The following is a 19542-nucleotide window of genomic DNA, read 5'->3' as shown; positions in this document are numbered from 1 at the left end:
GGTCGGGCAGCCGGGAGTATCAGCCTTTCTCGCGCGTTGTCACGCGCATTTTCTGATCCTTTTCCTCGCCTTTCTCATTCGATCGAAAGGGTTATTTGTCGTGCCCGAAAACGGGAATACATCCCTCGCGTACGGGGGTCGGCTGCTGTGGGGTGGCCGTGTGTTGGCTGTCGGCGCTGTGCCGGTGGTGATGATGCTGGCCGCGCCGCAAACCAGTGCTGTGACGCTGGATCCGATCGCCGACCAGCCCGGAGTCACCGCACCGGTCCAGCCCGGAACAGCTGCACCCGCTCCGCCTCCGCCACCACCGGTCGCGCCTCCGCCCGATCCCGCTGTGTATCCGCAACAACCGCCCGAGGTCCGCAACGGCCCGGCCCCGCGCCCGGCGCCTCCACCCGCTCCCGCGCCGCCGGTGCAGGTGGTCGAGCTGCACTCACCGGAACCGGTGCCTCCGGTCGCGCCGATCGAGGCCCCGCCGGACACGATCCGAATCGGCCAGTGGGAGACGCCGTCGCCGGACTGGCTGCCTCCGGAGATTCGTGACGGCGTCAACACCACCGCCGCGAACCTGGAAGCGCAGGCCGCGACGTTCCTGGACTCGATCGGGATCCCGGCGGGTCGCTCTGATCGGGTGGCCGGTGCCACGATCGCCGGGGCGGGGGCCGGTGGTGCGATCGGAGGCGCACTGGCGGGTGCACCAGCGGCGGCAGCGGGCGCGGTCGCGGGCGGACTTGCCGGTGGCACGATCGGCGGTATCGCCGGTGCCGCACTGGGCACGGTAGTGACCGTGCCGGTCATCGGCACGATCACCTCCGGTGTGGCCGGTACCGCATTGGGCGCGGCAGCCGGTGCTGTCGCGGGTGCGATCGTGGCCGGGGTTCCCGCCGCCGTGGTCGGCGCGCTGGCCGGTGGCACGGTGGGCGCGGGGTTCGGTGCCGGAGCGGGGGTGGGCCAGCCGTGACCGGTCTGCGTCTCCTCACCGCCACCGTGCTGGCGGCCTGCACGAGCGCGCTGTGCACGCCAGGCTTCGGGTCGGCGCAACCATCCGCCGCCGGGCCGGGTTGCCCCGTGTTGTGGGTCCTTGGAGTGCAGGGCACCGGCGAGTCCTCGCCGGGGGCGTCCGAGACCGCCGACACCGGGATGCTGGGCGCGATACTCGGCCCGGTGGTAGCCGCCGTGCCGGATTTGGTGCAGCGCACTTACATTCCGTACTCGGCCGCGTTCGGAGGCGCGGTAGGCACCGGTGGCGGCGCGGCCCCGTACGCGGCCTCGGTCGGCGAGGGCCTCGCCGCACTGACCGCGACCGCGGCGAGGGTCGCCGCCGACTGCCCGGCCACGGCGCTCGCGGTGGTCGGATTCTCCCAAGGCGCGCAGGTGGTCTCGGAATTCGCCCACGCTGTCGGCGCGGGCGAGGGACCCGTCTCGGCTGAGCGGGTGGCGGGTATCGCGCTGTATTCCGATCCCGATCGCGCCCCGGGCTCACCGGTGATCCCCGGCCGCCCCGGCCAACTCACCCCCGACCCGGCCCCCGGCACGTCCGGGGTGGCGGTGTCGGGGGTGGCGATCACCACCGTCCCGGCAGCCGGTGGCGGGATCGCCACCAGTTCGGGTGTCGAGTACGGGGCGCTGACCGGCCGAGTGGCCGATGTCTGCGTCGACGGCGATTTGAGTTGCGCCGCCCCCGAACGCGCCGCCCTATTGCGGATGGCCGCCCAGCTCGCGGCCCAGACCGATCTGCGTGATCCGCTGGCCGCGCTGGGTTCGATCCAGGCCCTCCTGTCCGGAGCGTTGGGTGAGGCGTGGACCAACGTGGTGAACAACGACTTTCAGATCGGGGCCGGGTTCGTCCATTACGCGCCCGCGGCGAGTCTGGCTGAGCGCCTCATCGATGCCTCCGACCCCCGCACCCGGCCACCTAGCCCGGACGAGACCGCCGCCGCGTCGGCGCGGTGGGGGCAGATCACCGCGATCGTGGCCTCCGACCCGGTCGGGCAGTTGCCGAAACTGGCCGGGCAACTCTCGGGTGCGTTCGGGCAGCTGATGGCCGACAACGCCGATCTGACCAATCCGGGCGTGTGGCTTCGCTACGCCGACATACACGGCCGCCACACCGGCTACGCCGCAGCCGGGCAACTCGCCAGCGGCATCGCGTGGCTGACCGCACTCGCCCACGACCTCGCCGGGAGCCACCAATGAATACCAGCAGCAACGACTTCTACAACGTCACGACCCTCGATGGCTACCGCCCCGGAGACCTCGTGCGCACACGACCGGTGTTCGTTGCGCAGCTGAGCGAGGCGCGGGGGGCGTGGCAGGTCGTCTACGCCACGGCCAACGCCCGCTCCGAAACCATCGCGGCCTCGGGGATCGTGCTGGTCCCCGAGACCATCGCAGGCCCGGGCGCGACCGCGATCCTGGTGTACTGCCCGGAGTTTCGCGGCCTGGGCGGTGTCTGCGCGCCGTCGCAACTGCTGGCGATCGGTGCCGAACCCGACACCACCGGTATCGAGGCTGCCCTCGCACGAGGCTGGGTCGTCGCGATCCCTGACGGGCAGGGCCTCGGTGCGGGCACCGGCCCGCACACCTTCCTCGCCGCGCGCGCCGCCGGTGCCAAACCGGTCCTCGACCTCGCCCGCGCGGTCTATCGCGCCTCGGACCTGGACCTGCCGGTAGCGCCGGTGGTGGCCTGGGGATATGCCGACGGTGGCCGTGTCGCAGCGGTCGCGGGGGAGCTACAGCCCTGGTACGCCCCCGAGATCGACCTGCGCGGTGTCGCCGCCGGAGCGGTCTTCTCCGACCTCGCGGTCCTGGCTCCGCTGGTCAGTCGGAGCACCCGCACCGGCCTGGCCGGGCTGGCGTTCGCCGGGCTGATCGGGCTGTCCCACGCCTACAACCAGCTCCCGCTGCGGCATGTACTCAACGAGGACGGTCTCGTCGCCGCCGCCGAAGCCCGCCACCTCACCGTCCTCGAACTGCTGCAACGGTTCCCCGAGCCGCTGGCGCACTGGTGCCGCGAGCCTGACCCCTGGAACGACCACTGGTGGAGACGGGTCCTCGCATTGGAGTCGCTCGCACACGTGAAATCCGATGTGCCGCTGCATCTCTACCACGGCGAGCTCGACCAGATCGTGCCGGTCCGCTCCGGACGCAAGGCGCTGATCGCCTACCGCCAGCGCGGCACAAAGGTGGACTGGCGCGAATACGACGGCGACCACCGCTCCACCGCGCACTGGGCGGTCTCCGATGTCCTGGCCCGGCTCACCGAGGACATCGCCAACGGTCCCGTGTCCCAGCCGATCCCGGCACAGACCCAGGCCGAAGTGCGGCCCAGCGCGTGAGCCGCCCCTGACCCCTCCGGGGAACCCTGCCCGCACCCCGCGACCCCCACTTTCCCTCTCGGGGTGCGGGCAGGCCCCGGAGACACCTGAACCGAGGCGAGATGAATGGCGAGGTACCCGCGGAAACCACCTGAAGACGACGATGCCGAAGCATGGGTCGACCTGCCCCAGACTCCTCCGGACCTGCAGCTGATCACCGGCTCCGGCCATGACTTCGACGAGCCCGACAAGCCCGTCCTGCCGGAGGAGTTCTGGTTCAACCGGATACGCAATCCTCCCAGCGCGGCCTACGCCGCCCGGGATCTCCGATGGGGGGCAGGTCCAGCGAACCGGCTGCCGCGCGGTGCCTGGGCCGCGCTGGCGGCCACTATTGCTGTCCTGGCCGGGATCCTGCTGGTGCCGACAGACAAGACCAGCGACACCGGCGCGCAGGTGCCCTCCACGGCAGCACCACCCAGCTCGACCACCACGGCTCAGGGGCCGTGCACCGGGCTCACCGGAGAGGTGGTCACCGAGCGTGCCGGTGACCCCGCCACCCTGGCCGGGGTGATCGCCTCCTTCGAGGCCGCCTACTACATCGACCGCGACGCCGGAAAGGCGATGCCGTTGCTTGCGCCCGAGAGCGGGATCACCTTCGAGGGCCTCGCCGCGGGCATCGCCTCCATCCCGCACGGCACCCGGCACTGCGTGGCGATCACCCCGATCTCCCCGACCACCGCCAACGTCCACATCACCGAGATTCGCCCGGACCGCACGCGGATCGACTACCTCCAGCTGATCAACACCCGCCCCGCCGAAACCGGGGGCGCGTTGGTGATCTCCAACGTCCAGAAGCAGGGATAGGAACCCATCGATGAGGCCGCAGGCGCCGTACCTGATCGCCGTCGCCGGACTGAGCTCGCGCGCCGGGACCACCACGACCACCGTCGCGCTTGCCCACACCTGGCCCGGCCCCGAAACAGCTCTCATCGTGGAAGCCGACCCCGCAGGCGGCCAGCTCGCCGAAATGGTCGGCGCGGACCCGCATCTCGGCCTGGCAAGCCTCGCCCGCCGAGGCGCCGTCGGCCATCCCATCACCCCTGAGCTGCTGGCCCAGCACGTGCAGCATCTGCCCGGCGGGGAGGCGTTCCTGGCCGCGCCTCCCGAATACGACCCCGCCCATCCTGTCCCGGCCGCTGCGCTGCTGACCGATCCGAACCGGGGTTGGCGCGGGCTCGGAGCGACCGTGTTCGCCGATTGCGGTGTCCCCGAGCCGGGCTCGCCCGCGCATCCGGTCATCGCCGCCGCCGACGCCGCCCTGTTCGTGGTGCGCGCCGAGCACATCGATCCCGAGCCCGCCGCCGAGCGGCTCCTGGATCTCACCCGGCGTCGAAGCCCCCGGGGCATCGTGGTCATCGGCGGCAGCCGCGCCTACATCGACGCGATCGGGTTCCCGGTCGTGGGAGAGTTGCCCGCCTCCCGCGCCGGTGCCCGTGCCCTGCTGACCGGCCGCCGCACACGCCAGCACCTGATCCCGCCCGCTCGGGGCACCATCATCGATGTGGAGATCCAGCTGCGCCGCTACGAACGCTCCGGCCAGTTCGACCCACCTCACGCGGCCCCTGAGGTCCGCCAGGACCGCCGCAGACGCCGCGGCGAGGACGGGCCGAGGATCTACAGCATCGACCCCGCCACCGTGCCCACCCCGCGTCCTCGCCTACGTGAGCCTGTAATGGTGGATGCCGGTGAGGCCATCGCCGCACCGCCTTCTGAGCCTGTGCTCGCTGTCAAGGCCGAGCACGCCGGCCAGCTCGCGGAGGGCAACCTCACCGCGGCGCCCGAGCCGAGCTCACACCCCGAGACCGCCTCCACCGATACTGCACCGGTGCCGACACCGGTAGACGGCGCGCCCGCGCTGACGGTGCGGGTCTTCGGGCCTACCCGGATCTTCTGGCACGACCCCGGCTCCGGGGAAAGCGTGGAGATCACAACACAGCTGCAGCCGCGTGCTCGCGAACTCGTGGCCGTGCTCGCCCTGCATCCCGAAGGGCTGCCACGCCAGCAGCTCATCGAGCTGTTGTGGGGCCAGCGGCCCGGACATCGGGGCAGTAGTGCGCTGGCGAACACGTTGAGCCGCTTGCGCGCCGCGCTCAGCACCGCCACCGGCGGGCAGATCACCGACGTACTCGCCGAAGATCGCACCCAGGTCCGGCTCTCGGGCCACCTCGGCGTCGACTACTGGGATTTCAACGCGGCGGTAGCGCAACGCCGCCACGCCCGCAGCGACGCCGAACAGACCGACGCCGCCCGCCGCATCGCGGCCCTGGCGACGAGCGAGCTGGCCAGCGACCTCACCGACACCTGGGTCCAATCCATTCGTGAATCGGCGCGACGCACCTCGCTGAATGCCTTGAGCTGGCTGGCCACCCGAACCACCGACGACCCTCGCGCGACCCTGGGAATGCTCGAAACCACCGTCGAGAACGACCCGTACAACGAAGCAGTCTGGCACGACCTCCTGCGCCTGCACGCCCGCCTCGGCGAAACCGCCGCACTCACCCGCACCTACACTCTCCTGACCCGGAGACTCGCCGAAATCGGCCAGTCCCCGAGCCAGGAAACCCGACAGCTTCTCGAAACGCTCCGCCGCGCCCAACAATGAGTCGAATGCGATCTGATATTACCGATTGCGTTGATTGTCGATTAGTGTAGAAATCAGTTTTCCGGCCGTTTACGAAACGGTTGTTCGTGCTTTCGTGTCATTCCGTTATTATTCGATAATTGCTGGAGGGATCGGGTTTCCTGCGCCGGGCATTCGTAGCTTTTCTCAAGGGTGGAGTCCCTGTCGGCCTGAGTGGCTCGATGAAAGAATTTCCGTGCGATGTTCCATGGTGAGATTCGCTGCATGATTCGGTGCGAGGATTGGAACGACGCACCCCTGCGGCGCGAAACAGCAGGTCGGCAGGCAAATATTGGACGGATATCAGCGGGGATTGTCTATACACAAAGATGTATAGACATGCTCGGGCGGTGTCTCACGGCCGGTTTCATGCGTCCTCTTGTGTCTGAATACCCAGTCGCCTGCCTCCTCCTCTCCCCTCGTTCTCCTTTTTCTATTGATCATTATCTATTCATTCTTCCCGGGCTTGCTGGCCGAGGCGTGGCCTGGCTGGCGAGTGCATGTGCGCGCCGCGTTTCCGTATTGCCTAGACCGATTCGCTATTGTCCGGAAAATTGAGCCTTTCTCGGGGTTGTGTGGCTGTTCGAGGTCGAGCTAGGGTCGACCACGTTCCCGGAATTTGCCGGGAAATTCGCAGAAATCCGAATGGCGGCCACGCCGCACGTATGCCGAAAACCGGCGCGAATTCGGAACGGAATTGCAGGAGTCGCAATGCCCACCACACCCGCCACCGCCGCTACCGCTGCACCGTCCGCCGGTCGCCTGCCCAACGGCGAACTCCGCCGCATGATTGCCGCCGCGCTGGCCGCCGACCCGGCCCGCGAACAGTCCCCGCGTGAGATTGCCAACGGGCTCGGCCGGTCGTCCGGCGCGGTCGGCAACGCGCTGGAATCGCTGACCGCCGCCGGGCACGCCGAACGCACCTCGGCGGCCCCGCGCCGCTACCGCGCCACCGCCACCACGGCCACCGCCGCCGCCCCGACCGTTGCCGCCCCGGCACCGGCCGCGCCTGCCATCCCGGCAGCCCCGGCCGCCAGTAAGGCGGCGAATCCGGCCCGCCGCAGCCCCAAGAAGAACACCACTCCCGCCGCCCCGGCCACTCCTGCCGCCCCGGCGGCTCCGGCGCGCACCGGCAACACGGTGGCCCGGCCGAACGGGCAGGACTACCACGTGCGGAAGTTGGCTGGGCGCGCCGATGTCGATGTGTTGCAAACGATGCGCGCGGCCGAGGTGCCGGTGCTGCTGTACGGGCCGCCCGGAACCGGGAAGACCTCGCTCATCGAGGCCGCCTACGGTGACCTGCTGACCGTGCAGGGTGATGGGGACACTACGGTCGCCGATCTGGTGGGCGAGTACACCCAGAACCCGGATGGCACTTTCGTTTTCGTGCACGGGCCGCTGGTCCGGGCCATGCGTGAGGGCCGGGTGCTGTTCATCGACGACGCGACCCTCATCCCGCCGACCGTGCTGTCGGTGGTGTACCCGGCCATGGACGGCCGCCGCGAGATCGTGATCAAAGCCCACGGCGGCGAGGTGGTCAAAGCCGAGCCCGGGTTCTTCGTGGTGGCCGGGCACAACCCCGGGGTGCACGGGGCGATCCTGTCCGATGCGCTGGCGAGCCGGTTCGCGTTCCAGGTGCAGGTGGGCAGCGACTACGACCTCGCCGCCCAGCTCGGGGTGGAACGGCGGGCGGTGAAGGTGGCGCGGGAGCTGGCCGCCCGACAGGAAAAGGGCGAGGTCGGGTGGGCGCCCCAGCTGCGCGAGCTGCTGGCGTTCCACAAGATCGCCGCCGCCACCGACTCCGCCACCGCCGCCGCCAATTTGATCGGGGCCGCCCCAGAGGACGACCGGGCCATCGTGGCCGCAGTGGTGCGCACCGTGTACGGCGCCAACCACGCCCCGCTGGCTCTCGGCCCTCGCATCTGACCACCCAGCCCGCCTACGAAAGGTATAGCCCGCCATGACCGGCCACGTGATCACCGCCCCCGCCCCCGCTACCCCGGGCACCGGCACCGCTTCTGCCCCGGCCGCCGCCGGGGCGGGGGCGGCCCCCGCCGCGCCTGCCACCCCCGCCCCGGCGTCGGTGCCGGTGACCGGGGGATGGGCCACCCTCTCCGCTGCGATGACCGCCGAGGTTCCGCCGATCGCCGACCGTGACGATTTGACCGTGAGCATCGCCCCCGGTGCCGCGTTCGGGAACCCGGCGGTGTTCGTGCCGGGGCTCGCGGCCATCGAACTCGACGGTTCCCGCCTCAAGATCGACCCGGCAGATGCCAACCCGGCCCGCAACAGTGACCGCAACCGCTACCCGGCGGTGTGGGGCGCGCTGGTGCACGAATGCGCGCACGCCAAACATTCGGCGTGGAACCCGCCGCCGGTGGCGCACCCGGGGGTCGTCGAGGCCGCGATGCTGCTCGAGGAATCACGGATCGAGGCCGCCCAGATTCGCCGCCGCCCCGACGACCGGCACTGGTTGCGCGCCAGCACCACCGAGATCGTGATCGGGGACAACGGCGGCGCGATCGCCGCCGCCCAGATCCCCCCAACCCCCTACAACGCCGCCCGCAACGCCGCGCTCATCCTGGCCCGGCACGACGGCGGCATCCTGGAGGCGGCCGAGGTCGCGCCCGCCGCCACCGCGATCGAGGCCATCCTCGGCACCGACACCCTCGACCAGTTGCGCGCCATCTGGCGCGAGGCCCACACCGTAGCCGACACCGACACCGCCGCCATGCTCGAACTCGGCCAACGCTGGCTCGATATCGTCGGCCCCGACCCCCACACCGACCCCGTGCCGTCCTCGCCACTGGGGGCCGCGATCGGCGACACCGTGACCAACATCGGCAACGCGGTCGCCGCCTCGCCGGTGGACCCCGACCCCGCCGAGGTAGCCGCCGCCGCGCGGGAGGCTGCCGAACGCGCAGCGAAAGACGCTGCCGCGCAAGCACGAAAGGTGTTCGGTGACGGGTCGGGCCGGGGCCGGACGGCAAGCACGCGACGCACACGCACCGCCCGCCCCGAGGAGCACACCGCCGCGCGGGTGCTGGCCCGCGCCCTCAACACCGCCGCCACCCGCGAACGGACCGCCGTGAAAACGACCTCCGCGCTGCCGCCGGGCCGGTTGCGGATGCGCGGCGCGCTGGCCCGGGAGGCCCAACGCGCCGCCGGGGCGATCCCGACCGCCGAACCGTTCACCCGCACCACCCGCAAAACCCCTCCGGTGCCGCCGTTGCGAGTCGGTGTCGCGTGCGACGTGTCCTCCTCGATGGGCAGCTACGCCGCCCCGGCGGCCTCGGCCGCGTGGATCATCGCCCGCGCGGCCGAGCTGGCCACCATGCCCGCCCAGACCGCGACCGTGACGTTCGGGGCCTCGGTCACACCGATCACCTACCCGGGCACCGCCCCGGCGCGGGTGACCGAATTCAGTTGCCCGGATTACCTCCACGCCATCGATACCGCTGTCGAGGCCCTCGACGGTGCCCTCGACCTGGCCCGGCCCGGCGCGACCCGGCTGTTGGTGATCATCTCCGACGGCCAGTACCAAGGCCGCAACCGTCACCGTGCCCAGGCACGCGTGAACGCGCTGCGCGCGGCCGGATGCGCGGTGCTGTGGCTGGCACCGGCCGACAGCGACCCGGAGCCGCTGGACGGAGTGACCTTGCACTTGGTTACCGACCCGGCCGCCACCGCCGCCGCCATCGGCCGCGCCGCCACCGCCGCCGTACGCGCCTCCTAACCCGCCGGGTGCCCCGGGCGCGCACCGCGTCCGGGGCACCAGGACGGGGCCGCCACCGGGCCACCGGCGCGGCCCAACCACCACCAACCCTCATCCCGCCCCGACCGGGGCGGCAACGACAGGAGGCAAACCAATGACCGACCCCGCGATCCCCACCACCGCCGCCCTCGAGCCGATCTACGTGATCGCCAACGCCATCACGGGCGATCAGTTCATCATCTACGCCCCCGGCCCGCACGACGAGCGCGGCATGTACACCGTGGCGCACGTGACCGGCGGTACGGGCGGCTATGCCGCCCCCCGGATTCACCTCGTTCACCCCGACGACATCGCCGCCTACGCCACCGGTGCCGCCGACCTGGTGCGCCGGAGCGGGCGCGGGCACGGGGCGAGTGTGTGGCTCGACCGCACCACCGGCCCCCTGCACGAGCGCCTCACCCGATGAACCCGCGAGCGACACAACCGACCTCAACACAGCCCCACGAACAGGAGACCTCATGCGCCTGATGAAGAACACCCAAGGTCACGACGAGGGCGGCGTGATCAAACCCGGAGCCAAACTCAGTGGCAACGCGGTAGCGGCGCGACCCGCAACCGGCCGCGTGCTCCGGAGTGTGTCCTCGTCCGCTGCGGCATCGCGGCGAGGTCGCCGGCGTGAGTCCACCTGGTCTCGCGCAAATGAATAGTGGCGAGTCGAATTCCTCTCGTGCCGTAGGCATTCCAGAAGTGAAAGAGAGGAATCCGGAGCCGGAACAATTTTCCGCATTCCGCTTGACATCACACGCCCTATCGAGCGGTCATGGAACCGTAAACGGCACCGACCCGGCGGGGAAATCGCCCCGATTGGTGCGCATTCCGTCCCGCCGGGACACCACCGAATTCACGAAACCCAATGTTGGAAGGAGCCCCCATGTCGAAAAAGAAGAACGCCGCCGTGGCCACGGAAACGGCCGCACCCGCCCCGGAACACGGCACGCGCTCGGGTGGCGTGCCGGTGCTGCCCCGCGACAGCAACCGCGCGCTGTGGGCGGCGCTGCGGGCACACCCCGACAGCACCACCGCCGCGCTGGCCGACATCGCCGGGATCGGACTGTCCACCGCGCGGCGGTTGCTGGCCCAGTGGGAAACCGCCGGGTGTGCACAGTCGCACACCGACCCCGACACGCGCCGGGCCGCCAAAACCTGGACCCAGGGCGCGGGCGCACCCGCTGCCATCGAACCGGACCCGGCCCCCACCACGCCCGCCGACTCGGGCCCGGCCGAACCCGCCACGCCGGAACCGGTTTCGCCCGAGACACTTACATCGGCCGAACCGGACCCCGACACCGCCGGGCCCGCGACCGAACCCGCCACCGTGTCGGCGGCGGAGGTGCCCGCGCTGCACAGCGCCGAAGCACGCGCGCTGTGGGAGGCCCTGGCAACCCACCCCGGCAGCACCACCGCCGAGCTGGCGGAACTCGCAGCCATCGGGACCATCCCCGCGCGGCATCTGCTGACGGAATGGGAACTCGCCGGGGCAGTGTGGGCGGACACCGACCCGGGCATGCCCGGGGCCGGGAAGAACTGGACCGCCGGAGCGAAACCTGAACAGGCCCTCGCCGCGCCCGAGCCCGCCGTACCCGAACCGACGGCCACCGCACCGGCCGAACCGGGGACCCCGGAATCCATCGCGGCCGAACCCACCGCGCCCGAACCGGCCACCCCCGCCGAGCAGGCGGCCCCGGCCGACCCCGCCCCCGACACCACCTCAGAGACGGCGGTAGCTGCTCCCACGGGCGACGATCCCGCCACCCCGGCCCCGGTACACCCGGCGGCGGCCGACGACGGCGCTGCGGCGGACGCGGAGTCGACGGTGGAACGCCTGCCCGCCGGTGCGCTGCGGGGACAGGTCGAGGACCACTTGCGCGAAAACCCCGGAAAGGAGTTCACCCCACACCAGATCGGCAAAGCCCTGGCCCGGTCCAGCGGCGCGGTCCACAACGCTCTGGTCACCCTGACCAAGCACGGGACCGCGCACCAGACCAGCACGGCCCCAAAGAAGTTCACCCTCGCGTCCTGACAACGGGCGATGCCGGAATCCCCGGAGCTGCTATCTCCGGGGAGTCCGACACCGCCCTCTCAATCTAACCCCCTGAGAAAGGTGTTCGACTATGTACTCCACCCCAACCCCCAAGGTCCTCGCCTCGGCCCTGTACCGCGTGTACGCCGATTCCCGCCACGCTCCCGACAGCCTGGAGCTGTGGATCGCCATCGCGGACACAGCCATGCGTGAGCTGCAAATGCCGGTGCTGGCCTCGCTGGTGCCGTGGGTACCGATCGCGTTGCGCTACGAGAAGGTGACGACCGATGGCGAGTTCTTCCCGCACACCGGCGCGGTGCGGATCATGACCGGCCCGTTGACCGGCACCCTGTACCGCGACCTCGACACCGCCGCCCGCGAGGTGGTCGTGGCCACCCTGAACGAGCTGATCGACCAGGGCACCACCAGCGACGGCGACGGCGGCGACAGCGGCGGTGATGAGCAGATCGACGCCGCGCCCACGCCGTTGCCGTCGTGGCGGTTCCGCGACAAGGGTGCCCCGCCCGCGTTCACCCCGCGCGCAGTGCCGCCGATCATTTCCTGACCGCCTACCCGCTGAACGGCCCGTGGTGCCGAGCAATTCGCTCGGCACCACGGGCCGCTTCCTGTGCACTGTGCCGGACGGCGCGGGCTACTTGCTGCGGTCGATGGCCTGTTCGATCCAGTCGGTCAGCACAGGGGCGGCGATGTTGTAGCCGGTGGCGTCGAACGTGGCCGTGTGGCCCTCCTGGGCGGCCGGAACCGCGGTGCCCGTGCCGGTGGCGCTGCCCGCTATGCCCGTTCCGGCCGTCGTGGCGGTGTAGGTGTTGGTCAGGGTGGGGAACTGCTGGCCGGTGAACGCGGCGGCCGTGGCTGAGACCAGATCGGCGGCGACCGGTGCCAGCCCCGTCAGCGCCAACACCGCCGCCACCGGGTCACCACCGGCGAGGGATTCCACGGCGGTCCAGGCGATCTCCTGAGCGCGGCCGACATCGGTGGCGATGCGGGAGATGTCGAGACCGGCCAGGACACCGACGATTTCAGCGGCGATCGCCGCGACACCGGTCGTGTCCAGCGGCGCGGCCAACGCCAGCGCACGCGCCACCAGCCGCAGGTCGAGCCCATCGGCCAGCTCGACCAGCGGCGCGAACTGATTGTTCAGGTCCCCCGAGACGCGGTGCACGCCGCGCACGTCCCCAGCGGTGACCAGTCCGGGCAACTGAGCGAGGTCGGCCACGATCGCGGGCACATTCGCGGTGAAGCTGGCGAGCCCGTTGAGGACGGTGACGACCTGGGCGAGGACCTGGGAGGCGCTGATCTGCCCGGTCGAGGCCGCGCCGATGCTGGTAGCCGGTGTGCTCGTCGTGGTGGCGGGAGGTCTCGTTGTGGTGGTGGGCGAGGTGGTGCTGGTCGGGGCCGGGGTGGAGGCGGCCGAGGTGGCGGTGGTGAGGGCGCGGCTCACCGCGGCGAGGACCGGAGACGACTCGGCGGTGGTCGAGCAGTAGCTGTCGCCCTCGAGGCAGAGCGTGCGGACCCGATCGCTCAGCACGCCGAAGCCCTGCGAGCGTGGCCCGGTGACACCCTGCCCGGAGACCGGGGTACCGAGCTGAGTGGTGGTGGCGTCGCGCCGCGGATCGGCGACAAGTGCCACGGCCAGGACACGGGAGGCCGGGATCGGGCCCTTGTTGTTGCCGAGGATTGTGGCGAGGTCACCGGTGACCTCGGCGCCCTGGCCGTAGCCGGCCAAAACGACTCGCGTGTCTGAGCACAGCCCTGAGACCGCCGCGGTGAGGTCGGCTCCGCTCACCGATCCCGTACCTGGGGAGGGCGCGAGCGTGCGGATCTCGACGTCGCTGCCGTAGCGGGCGGTCAAGGACTCCCCGAGCAGGGTGAGGATGCCGGGTGCCGACCCTCCGGTGGTGGTGGGGTTTGTCTCGTAGGTGCCCGGTGCCAGCAGTGCGGTCCAGCGTGGGCACGGGGTACCGGCGCGGTCGGGTGTGGGTTCTGCGGCGGCGACACCGGCCGTCACGGCGGTCGCGGCGATGGCCGCGCACAGCGCCGCGCGGGCGGTGCGGCGGAGACGAGAGTTGTTGTGATGCATCGGGTTCCTCCATTCCTGCGAGGGGATGGTCAGGAGACGGCGCGGGAGCCGTCATCGTGGGTGGGTGTGGGTCTCCTAGCGGCGTAGAAGTCGTCGCCTTTCCACCGGTAGGGCGAGACATGGACGGGTTCGTTGAAGGTGGGTGCGTGCAGCATCTGGCCTGCGCCGAGGTAGATCCCGACGTGGTGGACGTCGGCGGCGGTGCCGTAGAAGACGAGGTCGCCGGGGGCGAGCTGGTCTTCGGATACCGGTGTGCCGGTGTGGACTTGGTCGTAGGTAGTGCGGGGGATCGAGATCCCGGCGGCGCGGTAGGCGGCCTGAGTCAGTCCCGAGCAGTCCCAGCCGCCATTCACGTCAGGCCCGTTGCCGCCCCACATGTAGGGCAAGCCGAGCTGGGCACAAGCGAACGAGACCACCTGTGCAGCAGCAGGGTTCGGCGGCGACGCGGTCTGGCAGTCGCCGCCTGAGGTGTCGGTGGCGCGGTAGCGGGCGGCCTGGTCGAGGACCTGGTCGACGTACCAGTCGGCGTGGTTGTAAGCCCAGATCGCGGCGCGCAGGTCATCGGGTGCGCCGGAGTCGCACAGATAGAACGCGGCGGCATGGATAGCGTCGGAGGGGTTGTAGCGCGAAGGCGGGCTCGCGCCACCGGCGGGCAGGGGATGTTTCGAGACGACGGAGTCGAAGGTGGGAGCGAGGAACTGCATCGGTCCACCGGCTCCGGAGGCGTTCTCGCCCGAGGACACTCCCCGCAGGGTGGAGCGGCCGTGGTCGGTCTCGACCTTGCCGATCGCGGCGAGCACGCTCCAGTCCAGGCCGGGGCAGTCCCCGGCAGCGGCCTGGTAGAGCACGAGCATCTCGGCCGGGATGTCCTGCACCGCCTCGGTGCTCGGAGTCGAGCCGGCGCCGGTCGAGGCTCCCGGGGCGCGTGGGGTGAGCGCCTGGTCGAACACCACGACGGCGCTGACCACGGTCGCGATGACGACCGTGAGGAACACGAACGCGCCGAATCCTGCCCCGAGTGCCTTGACCAGCATCGCTAGCTCACCAGGACTCGTAGGTCGGTGGCTGTGGGTGTGGTGGGGACAGGGTGACGATGCCGCCCTGCGGTGCCCAGGTCGGTTCGGGTTCGATGTCGGCGTCGGGTGGGGTGCGCCGAGGCCACGCGTTGGCGAGCTGGTGCAGGTGTCGCCTGCGAGAGGCGTTGGCGGCGTTGGCGTCCAGGGGCAGCCAGACCTGGTCGGCGGGACTGGCCTCGTGGGTGGGGGTGAGAAGTTCGGCGGCGGCGGTGGCCACGGGCACGGCCTCGGGATCGGGCAGCCGTTCCCAGGTTCGGTGCAGCGCCGCGCGGGCTTTGGTCTCGCGGGCGATACTTGGCACCCAGAGCAGGACGGGGGCGACGACGCCGGTGGTGCGGGCCAGCTCGGCGTAGCCGGTGAGCTTGGCCGCGACCCGCGACAGCGCCGTGGTGCTCTCGAGGTCGTACTCGAGGTAGAAGTCGAGCACGGTGTCGGCGTGGGTGTAGCGGCCGAAGGCGTCGGGGCGGGCGAGGTCTCCCCACAGGCGCTCGCAGCGGGTCTGTGACCACCACGCCTCGAGCTGGCCGGGGTCGCCGCGCTGGTCGAGGGCGGGGTGGGCGATCAGGGCGGTGAACCAGTCGGCAACGCCGAGGGTGTGGGTCAGGTGCATGCTGTGGCCGATGGCGAGGGCGCGCTGGTGCTGGTAGCCCAGCTCGCGGACCGTGATTCCGGCTTCGGCGGCGAGGACGCCGGCCCCGGCTGGTGCGAGTACCCAGTGCATCGGCGCGCTGCCCTGGGTCCGCCACGGCCGAAAACGGTCCACGACGCCGTAGCGGTGCAGCAGGTTCAGCCGCCGCAGCGCGATGGGCTGGGTGGGGAAGGCCAGGCTGGTGAGCTGGTTGGTGGTCAGGACGCGGTGTTCGTGCAGCATGCCCAGGATCCAGCGGTCGCGCTCGGTCAGGCGCGAGACGAGTGCGGTGCTGTCGAGCGGTCGGGGGCGGGGCCGGTTGTCGGGGCGGGGTCGGCGGTTGTCTGCCTGCTGGGCAGGGCGGGACAGCATCGGTGGCACAACCTTTCTCAGGACGAACGGGCGGCGGCCGTTGGCGGGGATGAGCTGTCGGTGCTCGGGTCACTCGTCGCGGCCGGGGCGGGAGCCGGTGAGGCGGGTGCGGGCGGCGGCGGCGATTTCACGGGCGCGCCCGGGGATCGGTGGGTCCAGGGGGCGGGTGGTGAGGGTGAAAGGTCGGGCGTTGCGGCCGTCGACCAGCAGACGCGCGGCAGCGTGGAAGGCGTCGAGGTGGGACAGGTCGTGCTCGGACAGCCACGGGTCGGTGTGGCGGGCCAGATCGCGCGCGTCGTCAGGCGACACGGCGAAGATCACCTTGTTGCGCGCGTTGGCCGAGATGCCGTCGCGCAGTTCGCGCGAGAGCTGGCCCAAGTTCTGATGCGCCAGTAGCAAGGAGAGCCGGAGTCCGCGGGCTTCGGCGAGCATGTCCTCGATAGGGGTGGACAGGTTCAAGAAGTTCTGCGCCTCGTCGAGCACGAGCGCGGCGTCAGGTCGGTCGGCGGCGGGCACCCGGGCTCTCGCGGTCACCGCCTGCCACGTCCGCGCGACCAGCAGTGAACCGACCAGCCGTGAGGTCTCCTCTCCGAGTGACCCTTTCGGCAATCTGGCCAGGCAGATGCCGCCGTGGTCGAGGATGTCGCCGAAGTCCACGGTCGAAGGGCCACCGGCGATGGCCGCGCGCACGAACGGGCGCAGCAGGAACGCCCTCAGCTTGTTCAGCAGAGGGCCGGTGAGCTGGGCGCGGCCGGTATCGGAGAGCTGCTCGTAGGAGTCCCAGAACCCGCGCAGGACGGGATCGGCGGTGGTGCGGGTGACCCGAGAACGGAACGCACCCTCGGTGAGCAGGCGGGGCAGGTCGGCCAGGGTCGCGGTCCCGGGCTGCGCGCACAAGGTGAGCAGGCTCGCGCGCATGATGTCGTCGGTGCGCGGCCCCCACCACTGATGAAAGATCCGGCGGAAAACCGTGGTCAGGTTGTCGACCGCGAGATCCATCCCCGCGCGCCCGATCCGGCCGATGTCCAGCGGATTCACACACGGCGGAGCACTGGATGCGTCGGCGTCGAAGAGCGTGACCCGCTCACCCATGCCAGACGGCAGCCTCGACAAGACATCGGTGACGAGGTCGCCCTTCGGGTCGATCACGATCACCCCGCGCCCCGCCTCGGCGTCATCGAGGATCGTGCGCGCCAACAGCGTGGATTTGCCGACACCGGTAGGTCCGAGGATGTGCAGGTGATGACGGGCGTCGCTGACTTTGACCGCGACCGGGCGGCGAGTGCCGGTGTCGGCCATCCCCAACGGCTTCGTGAACTCCCCACCGACGGGGATCTCCGGGGCCGGGGACAGCGCGCGAGCCCCGGCGCGCTGCAGGCCCGGTAGCCCATCGTCGGTGGGCAGATGCGCGATCGTGGCCAGCTCGGGCACCGACAACACATCCCCACGCCCGAGACGCCGCTCCCGGATCAACCGCTCGAGGCGGAAAAGCCGACGGCGACGCCGGTAGAAGTTGTGATCGGTGCATGCCCCGAAGGTTGTGGCGAGAGCGTCGGCTCGTCCGCGCGCCACCGCCCGCGCTTCGGCTGTCGAGTCGATCTCGGAGGGGTCGGTGGAGACGGGGATCGAGGCGGCATAGCGGACGACCGTCTCCCAATGCGCCCCTCGCGCTTTGGCCGCTGCCCCTCGCGCGGCGGCGCTGTATTCGAGCGAGGTCTGCCGGTCGGTGGCCCGCGCGCTTCCCACCCCGGTGGGGGTGCGGGAGGCGCGGGGGCTGCTCGAGCCGGGCGTGAGGAGGTCGAGGGCCTCGCGCAGCAGTCCCGCCGCAACACCGGTCCGGCTGCTGGTGCTCGCCGCGGAGCGGGTGGCGCGGGCGACGCGGCGGCCGGTGACCGGGCGGGCGAGGATCTGCACGCACACGGCGTGGCCGGGGGCGAGGTCGTCGGCGGCGGTGATCAGGTTGCGCACCAGATCACCGGAGTGATCGGTGCTCAGCGGGAGTCCCTCGCGGCGCCCGAGGCGTAGCTCGCCTCCGGCCACGACCCGCCGGATCCCTTTGACCGGGTTCGGCAGTGGAGGTCGGGCGGGTTCGGCAGTGTCGGTATGCGCGCCAGGCCACGCCGAGGCGACAGCCCGCTCGATCAACCCGGGTGGAATCGCGCCCGGCACCCACAGCCGGATCGCCGCCCCTTCCTCAGGGGTGACGGTGTACTCGAAACCCAGATGAGGCTGCCCCAGCAGCGTCCTCGCCCACGCTGGACGGAGCTGGCCGATCAGGTGTGCCCAGAAGGTGAGTGCGCCTTTGGCGTCGACCGAGGGCGGGGTGAGCACGGTGATCTGCCGGGCACGCGCACTCAGCCGGCCTCGCCGCCACCGGACCGTGAGCCGTACCGCCGCGAGCACCGCGACAGCGGCTGCGACCACGAACAGGGCATCGGCGGACACGAGGGCGTGTTCGAGTGTCTCGCGGAGGTCGGCCACGGCTCGGCCGGGCGCGAGAAGCGCCCGGCCCAGCCATCCCTGCTCGGGATTCACGCGGCCACCGATCCCGGGCCGGTGACCTCGACGGTCGGCAGAGTCGCCGCGCTGCCGAATGGGAAACGGCCCGCGCGGCGGCGTCCGGTCGCCTCCTCGGCGTCCGGCTTGCGGAGGATGATGACGTCCTCGTGGGCGATGAGGTGCATCGGCAGCCCGGCCGCGCGCTGCTTGACGATGAAGTCGCGCTGGAAGAAGCTCGACCTGGCGATGAGTTCGCCGTCGGACAGGCGGCCCAGCAGTGCCACGCACCGCTCCACCGGCACCAGCCCGGCCAGCTCGCCGCAGGTGTAGAGGTGGGCGGGCAGCGGCACGAGTTCGGCGTGCTGACGCCACGGCCGCGCGGTGATCACCACATACCCACCGGGAGCGAGGTATTCGGCGGCCCCGGCCAGGATCTTGGTGAATCCGCTCAACAATCGCCCGAGACCGACGTTGGCGAGATTGCCTCGGTCGAGGATCTGGCCGTAGCGGTGGTTCTTCTTCAGGACCGGCTCTTTGCGGTTGGCGCGCACGTGGCCGTGCAAGCTGTCGCCGTAGGGCGGTGAAGTGATGACCAGCTTCGCCTGGCCGCGCAGCTCGGCCGGGATCAGATCGCCGAGCTTGCGGGCGTCGCCGTGGTAGACCTCCGCGGCGAGATCGATCCCGGCGTCGCGGGCGAGCTCGATGTTGGTGCGCGCCAGCTCCGCCCACCGGCCCTCGTACTCCACCCCGACCGCGCGGCGACCCAGATGCAGGGATTCGACCAGGGTGGTGCCGATTCCGCACATCGGGTCCAGCACGAGGTCCCCAGGCTGGGTGTAGGTGTTCACGGCGTGGGCGACGATGGCGGGGAACATCTTCGCGGGATGGGCGGTGCTGTCGGGGTGATAGCGCCCTCGGCGCTGGGCGGTGGGCGCGGTCTGGGCCGTGGCCCACACCGACACCGGTGCGACGGCCGGGCCCGGCTGTGCGGGGGTGCCGGAGTCCACGTCGGCGGTGGCGGTGGCGGTCGGTTCGAGAGTCATCGGGGTGTCCTTCGCGTGAGAGTTCCGGTGG

At 71.1% G+C, this 19542-nt stretch carries 15 protein-coding genes; 10 read left to right on the top strand and 5 right to left on the bottom strand.

Annotated features, from left to right (window positions below):
* Window positions 1-163: 163 nt before the first annotated feature.
* The 10 genes from ACWDMM_RS22375 (at window position 164) to ACWDMM_RS22330 (ending at window position 12357) form a co-directional block, all read left to right on the top strand.
* A complete protein-coding gene (locus ACWDMM_RS22375; protein ID WP_449939274.1) occupies window positions 164-961 on the top strand; it encodes a hypothetical protein in 798 nt (265 codons plus the stop codon).
* Complete coding sequence (locus ACWDMM_RS22370) at window positions 958-2196, top strand: cutinase family protein (protein WP_449939271.1); 1239 nt, start codon at window positions 958-960, stop codon at window positions 2194-2196. Before ACWDMM_RS22375 ends, ACWDMM_RS22370 begins: the two co-directional genes overlap by 4 nt.
* Window positions 2193-3338, top strand: coding sequence for a lipase family protein (locus tag ACWDMM_RS22365; RefSeq protein ID WP_449939269.1), 1146 nt, complete (start codon window positions 2193-2195; stop codon window positions 3336-3338). The genes ACWDMM_RS22370 and ACWDMM_RS22365 overlap by 4 nt, the downstream gene beginning before the upstream one ends.
* Before the next feature lie 105 nt (window positions 3339-3443).
* A complete protein-coding gene (locus ACWDMM_RS22360) occupies window positions 3444-4181 on the top strand; it encodes a hypothetical protein (RefSeq protein ID WP_449939266.1) in 738 nt (245 codons plus the stop codon).
* A gap of 10 nt (window positions 4182-4191) precedes the next feature.
* Window positions 4192-5979, top strand: a complete 1788-nt coding sequence (locus tag ACWDMM_RS22355; protein ID WP_449939265.1) for a BTAD domain-containing putative transcriptional regulator — start codon at window positions 4192-4194, stop codon at window positions 5977-5979.
* A 729-nt stretch (window positions 5980-6708) separates the two neighbouring features.
* Window positions 6709-7923 (top strand): AAA family ATPase, encoded by a 1215-nt coding sequence (locus ACWDMM_RS22350; protein ID WP_449939263.1) that lies wholly within the window; start codon window positions 6709-6711, stop codon window positions 7921-7923.
* A 34-nt stretch (window positions 7924-7957) separates the two neighbouring features.
* Complete coding sequence (locus ACWDMM_RS22345; RefSeq protein WP_449939260.1) at window positions 7958-9733, top strand: VWA domain-containing protein; 1776 nt, start codon at window positions 7958-7960, stop codon at window positions 9731-9733.
* 133 nt (window positions 9734-9866) lie between these two features.
* A complete protein-coding gene (locus ACWDMM_RS22340) occupies window positions 9867-10178 on the top strand; it encodes a hypothetical protein (RefSeq protein WP_396945017.1) in 312 nt (103 codons plus the stop codon).
* A gap of 465 nt (window positions 10179-10643) precedes the next feature.
* Window positions 10644-11792, top strand: a complete 1149-nt coding sequence (locus ACWDMM_RS22335; protein ID WP_449939257.1) for a hypothetical protein — start codon at window positions 10644-10646, stop codon at window positions 11790-11792.
* A gap of 91 nt (window positions 11793-11883) precedes the next feature.
* Entirely contained in the window at window positions 11884-12357 is a 474-nt protein-coding gene (locus tag ACWDMM_RS22330) for a hypothetical protein (protein ID WP_449939254.1), read from the top strand.
* 87 nt (window positions 12358-12444) lie between these two features.
* On the opposite strand, the gene ACWDMM_RS22325 is transcribed toward ACWDMM_RS22330, so the two are convergent.
* The 5 genes from ACWDMM_RS22325 to ACWDMM_RS22305 all read right to left on the bottom strand — a co-directional run bounded on the left by ACWDMM_RS22325 (window position 12445) and on the right by ACWDMM_RS22305 (window position 19511).
* A complete protein-coding gene (locus tag ACWDMM_RS22325) occupies window positions 12445-13893 on the bottom strand; it encodes a cutinase family protein (protein WP_449939251.1) in 1449 nt (482 codons plus the stop codon).
* Between the two features lie 29 nt (window positions 13894-13922).
* Window positions 13923-14927 (bottom strand): NlpC/P60 family protein, encoded by a 1005-nt coding sequence (locus tag ACWDMM_RS22320; RefSeq protein WP_449939249.1) that lies wholly within the window; start codon window positions 14925-14927, stop codon window positions 13923-13925.
* Window positions 14928-14934: 7 nt separating this feature from the next.
* On the bottom strand, window positions 14935-15969 hold the full coding sequence (locus ACWDMM_RS22315; RefSeq protein ID WP_449939246.1) for a replication-relaxation family protein: 1035 nt from the start codon (window positions 15967-15969) through the stop codon (window positions 14935-14937).
* A 69-nt stretch (window positions 15970-16038) separates the two neighbouring features.
* On the bottom strand, window positions 16039-18504 hold the full coding sequence (locus tag ACWDMM_RS22310) for a helicase HerA domain-containing protein (protein ID WP_449939244.1): 2466 nt from the start codon (window positions 18502-18504) through the stop codon (window positions 16039-16041).
* Window positions 18501-19511 carry a TRM11 family SAM-dependent methyltransferase gene (locus ACWDMM_RS22305; RefSeq protein WP_449939242.1) on the bottom strand — a complete coding sequence of 337 codons (1011 nt, stop codon included), beginning with the start codon at window positions 19509-19511 and terminating at the stop codon, window positions 18501-18503. The genes ACWDMM_RS22310 and ACWDMM_RS22305 overlap by 4 nt, the downstream gene beginning before the upstream one ends.
* Between the last annotated feature and the right edge of the window lie 31 nt (window positions 19512-19542).

The sequence above is a fragment of the Nocardia sp. NPDC003726 genome, assembly GCF_053586955.1.
The sequence above is the reverse complement of the archived record's forward strand: the minus strand, read 5'-3'. Positions and strand labels throughout refer to the sequence as shown.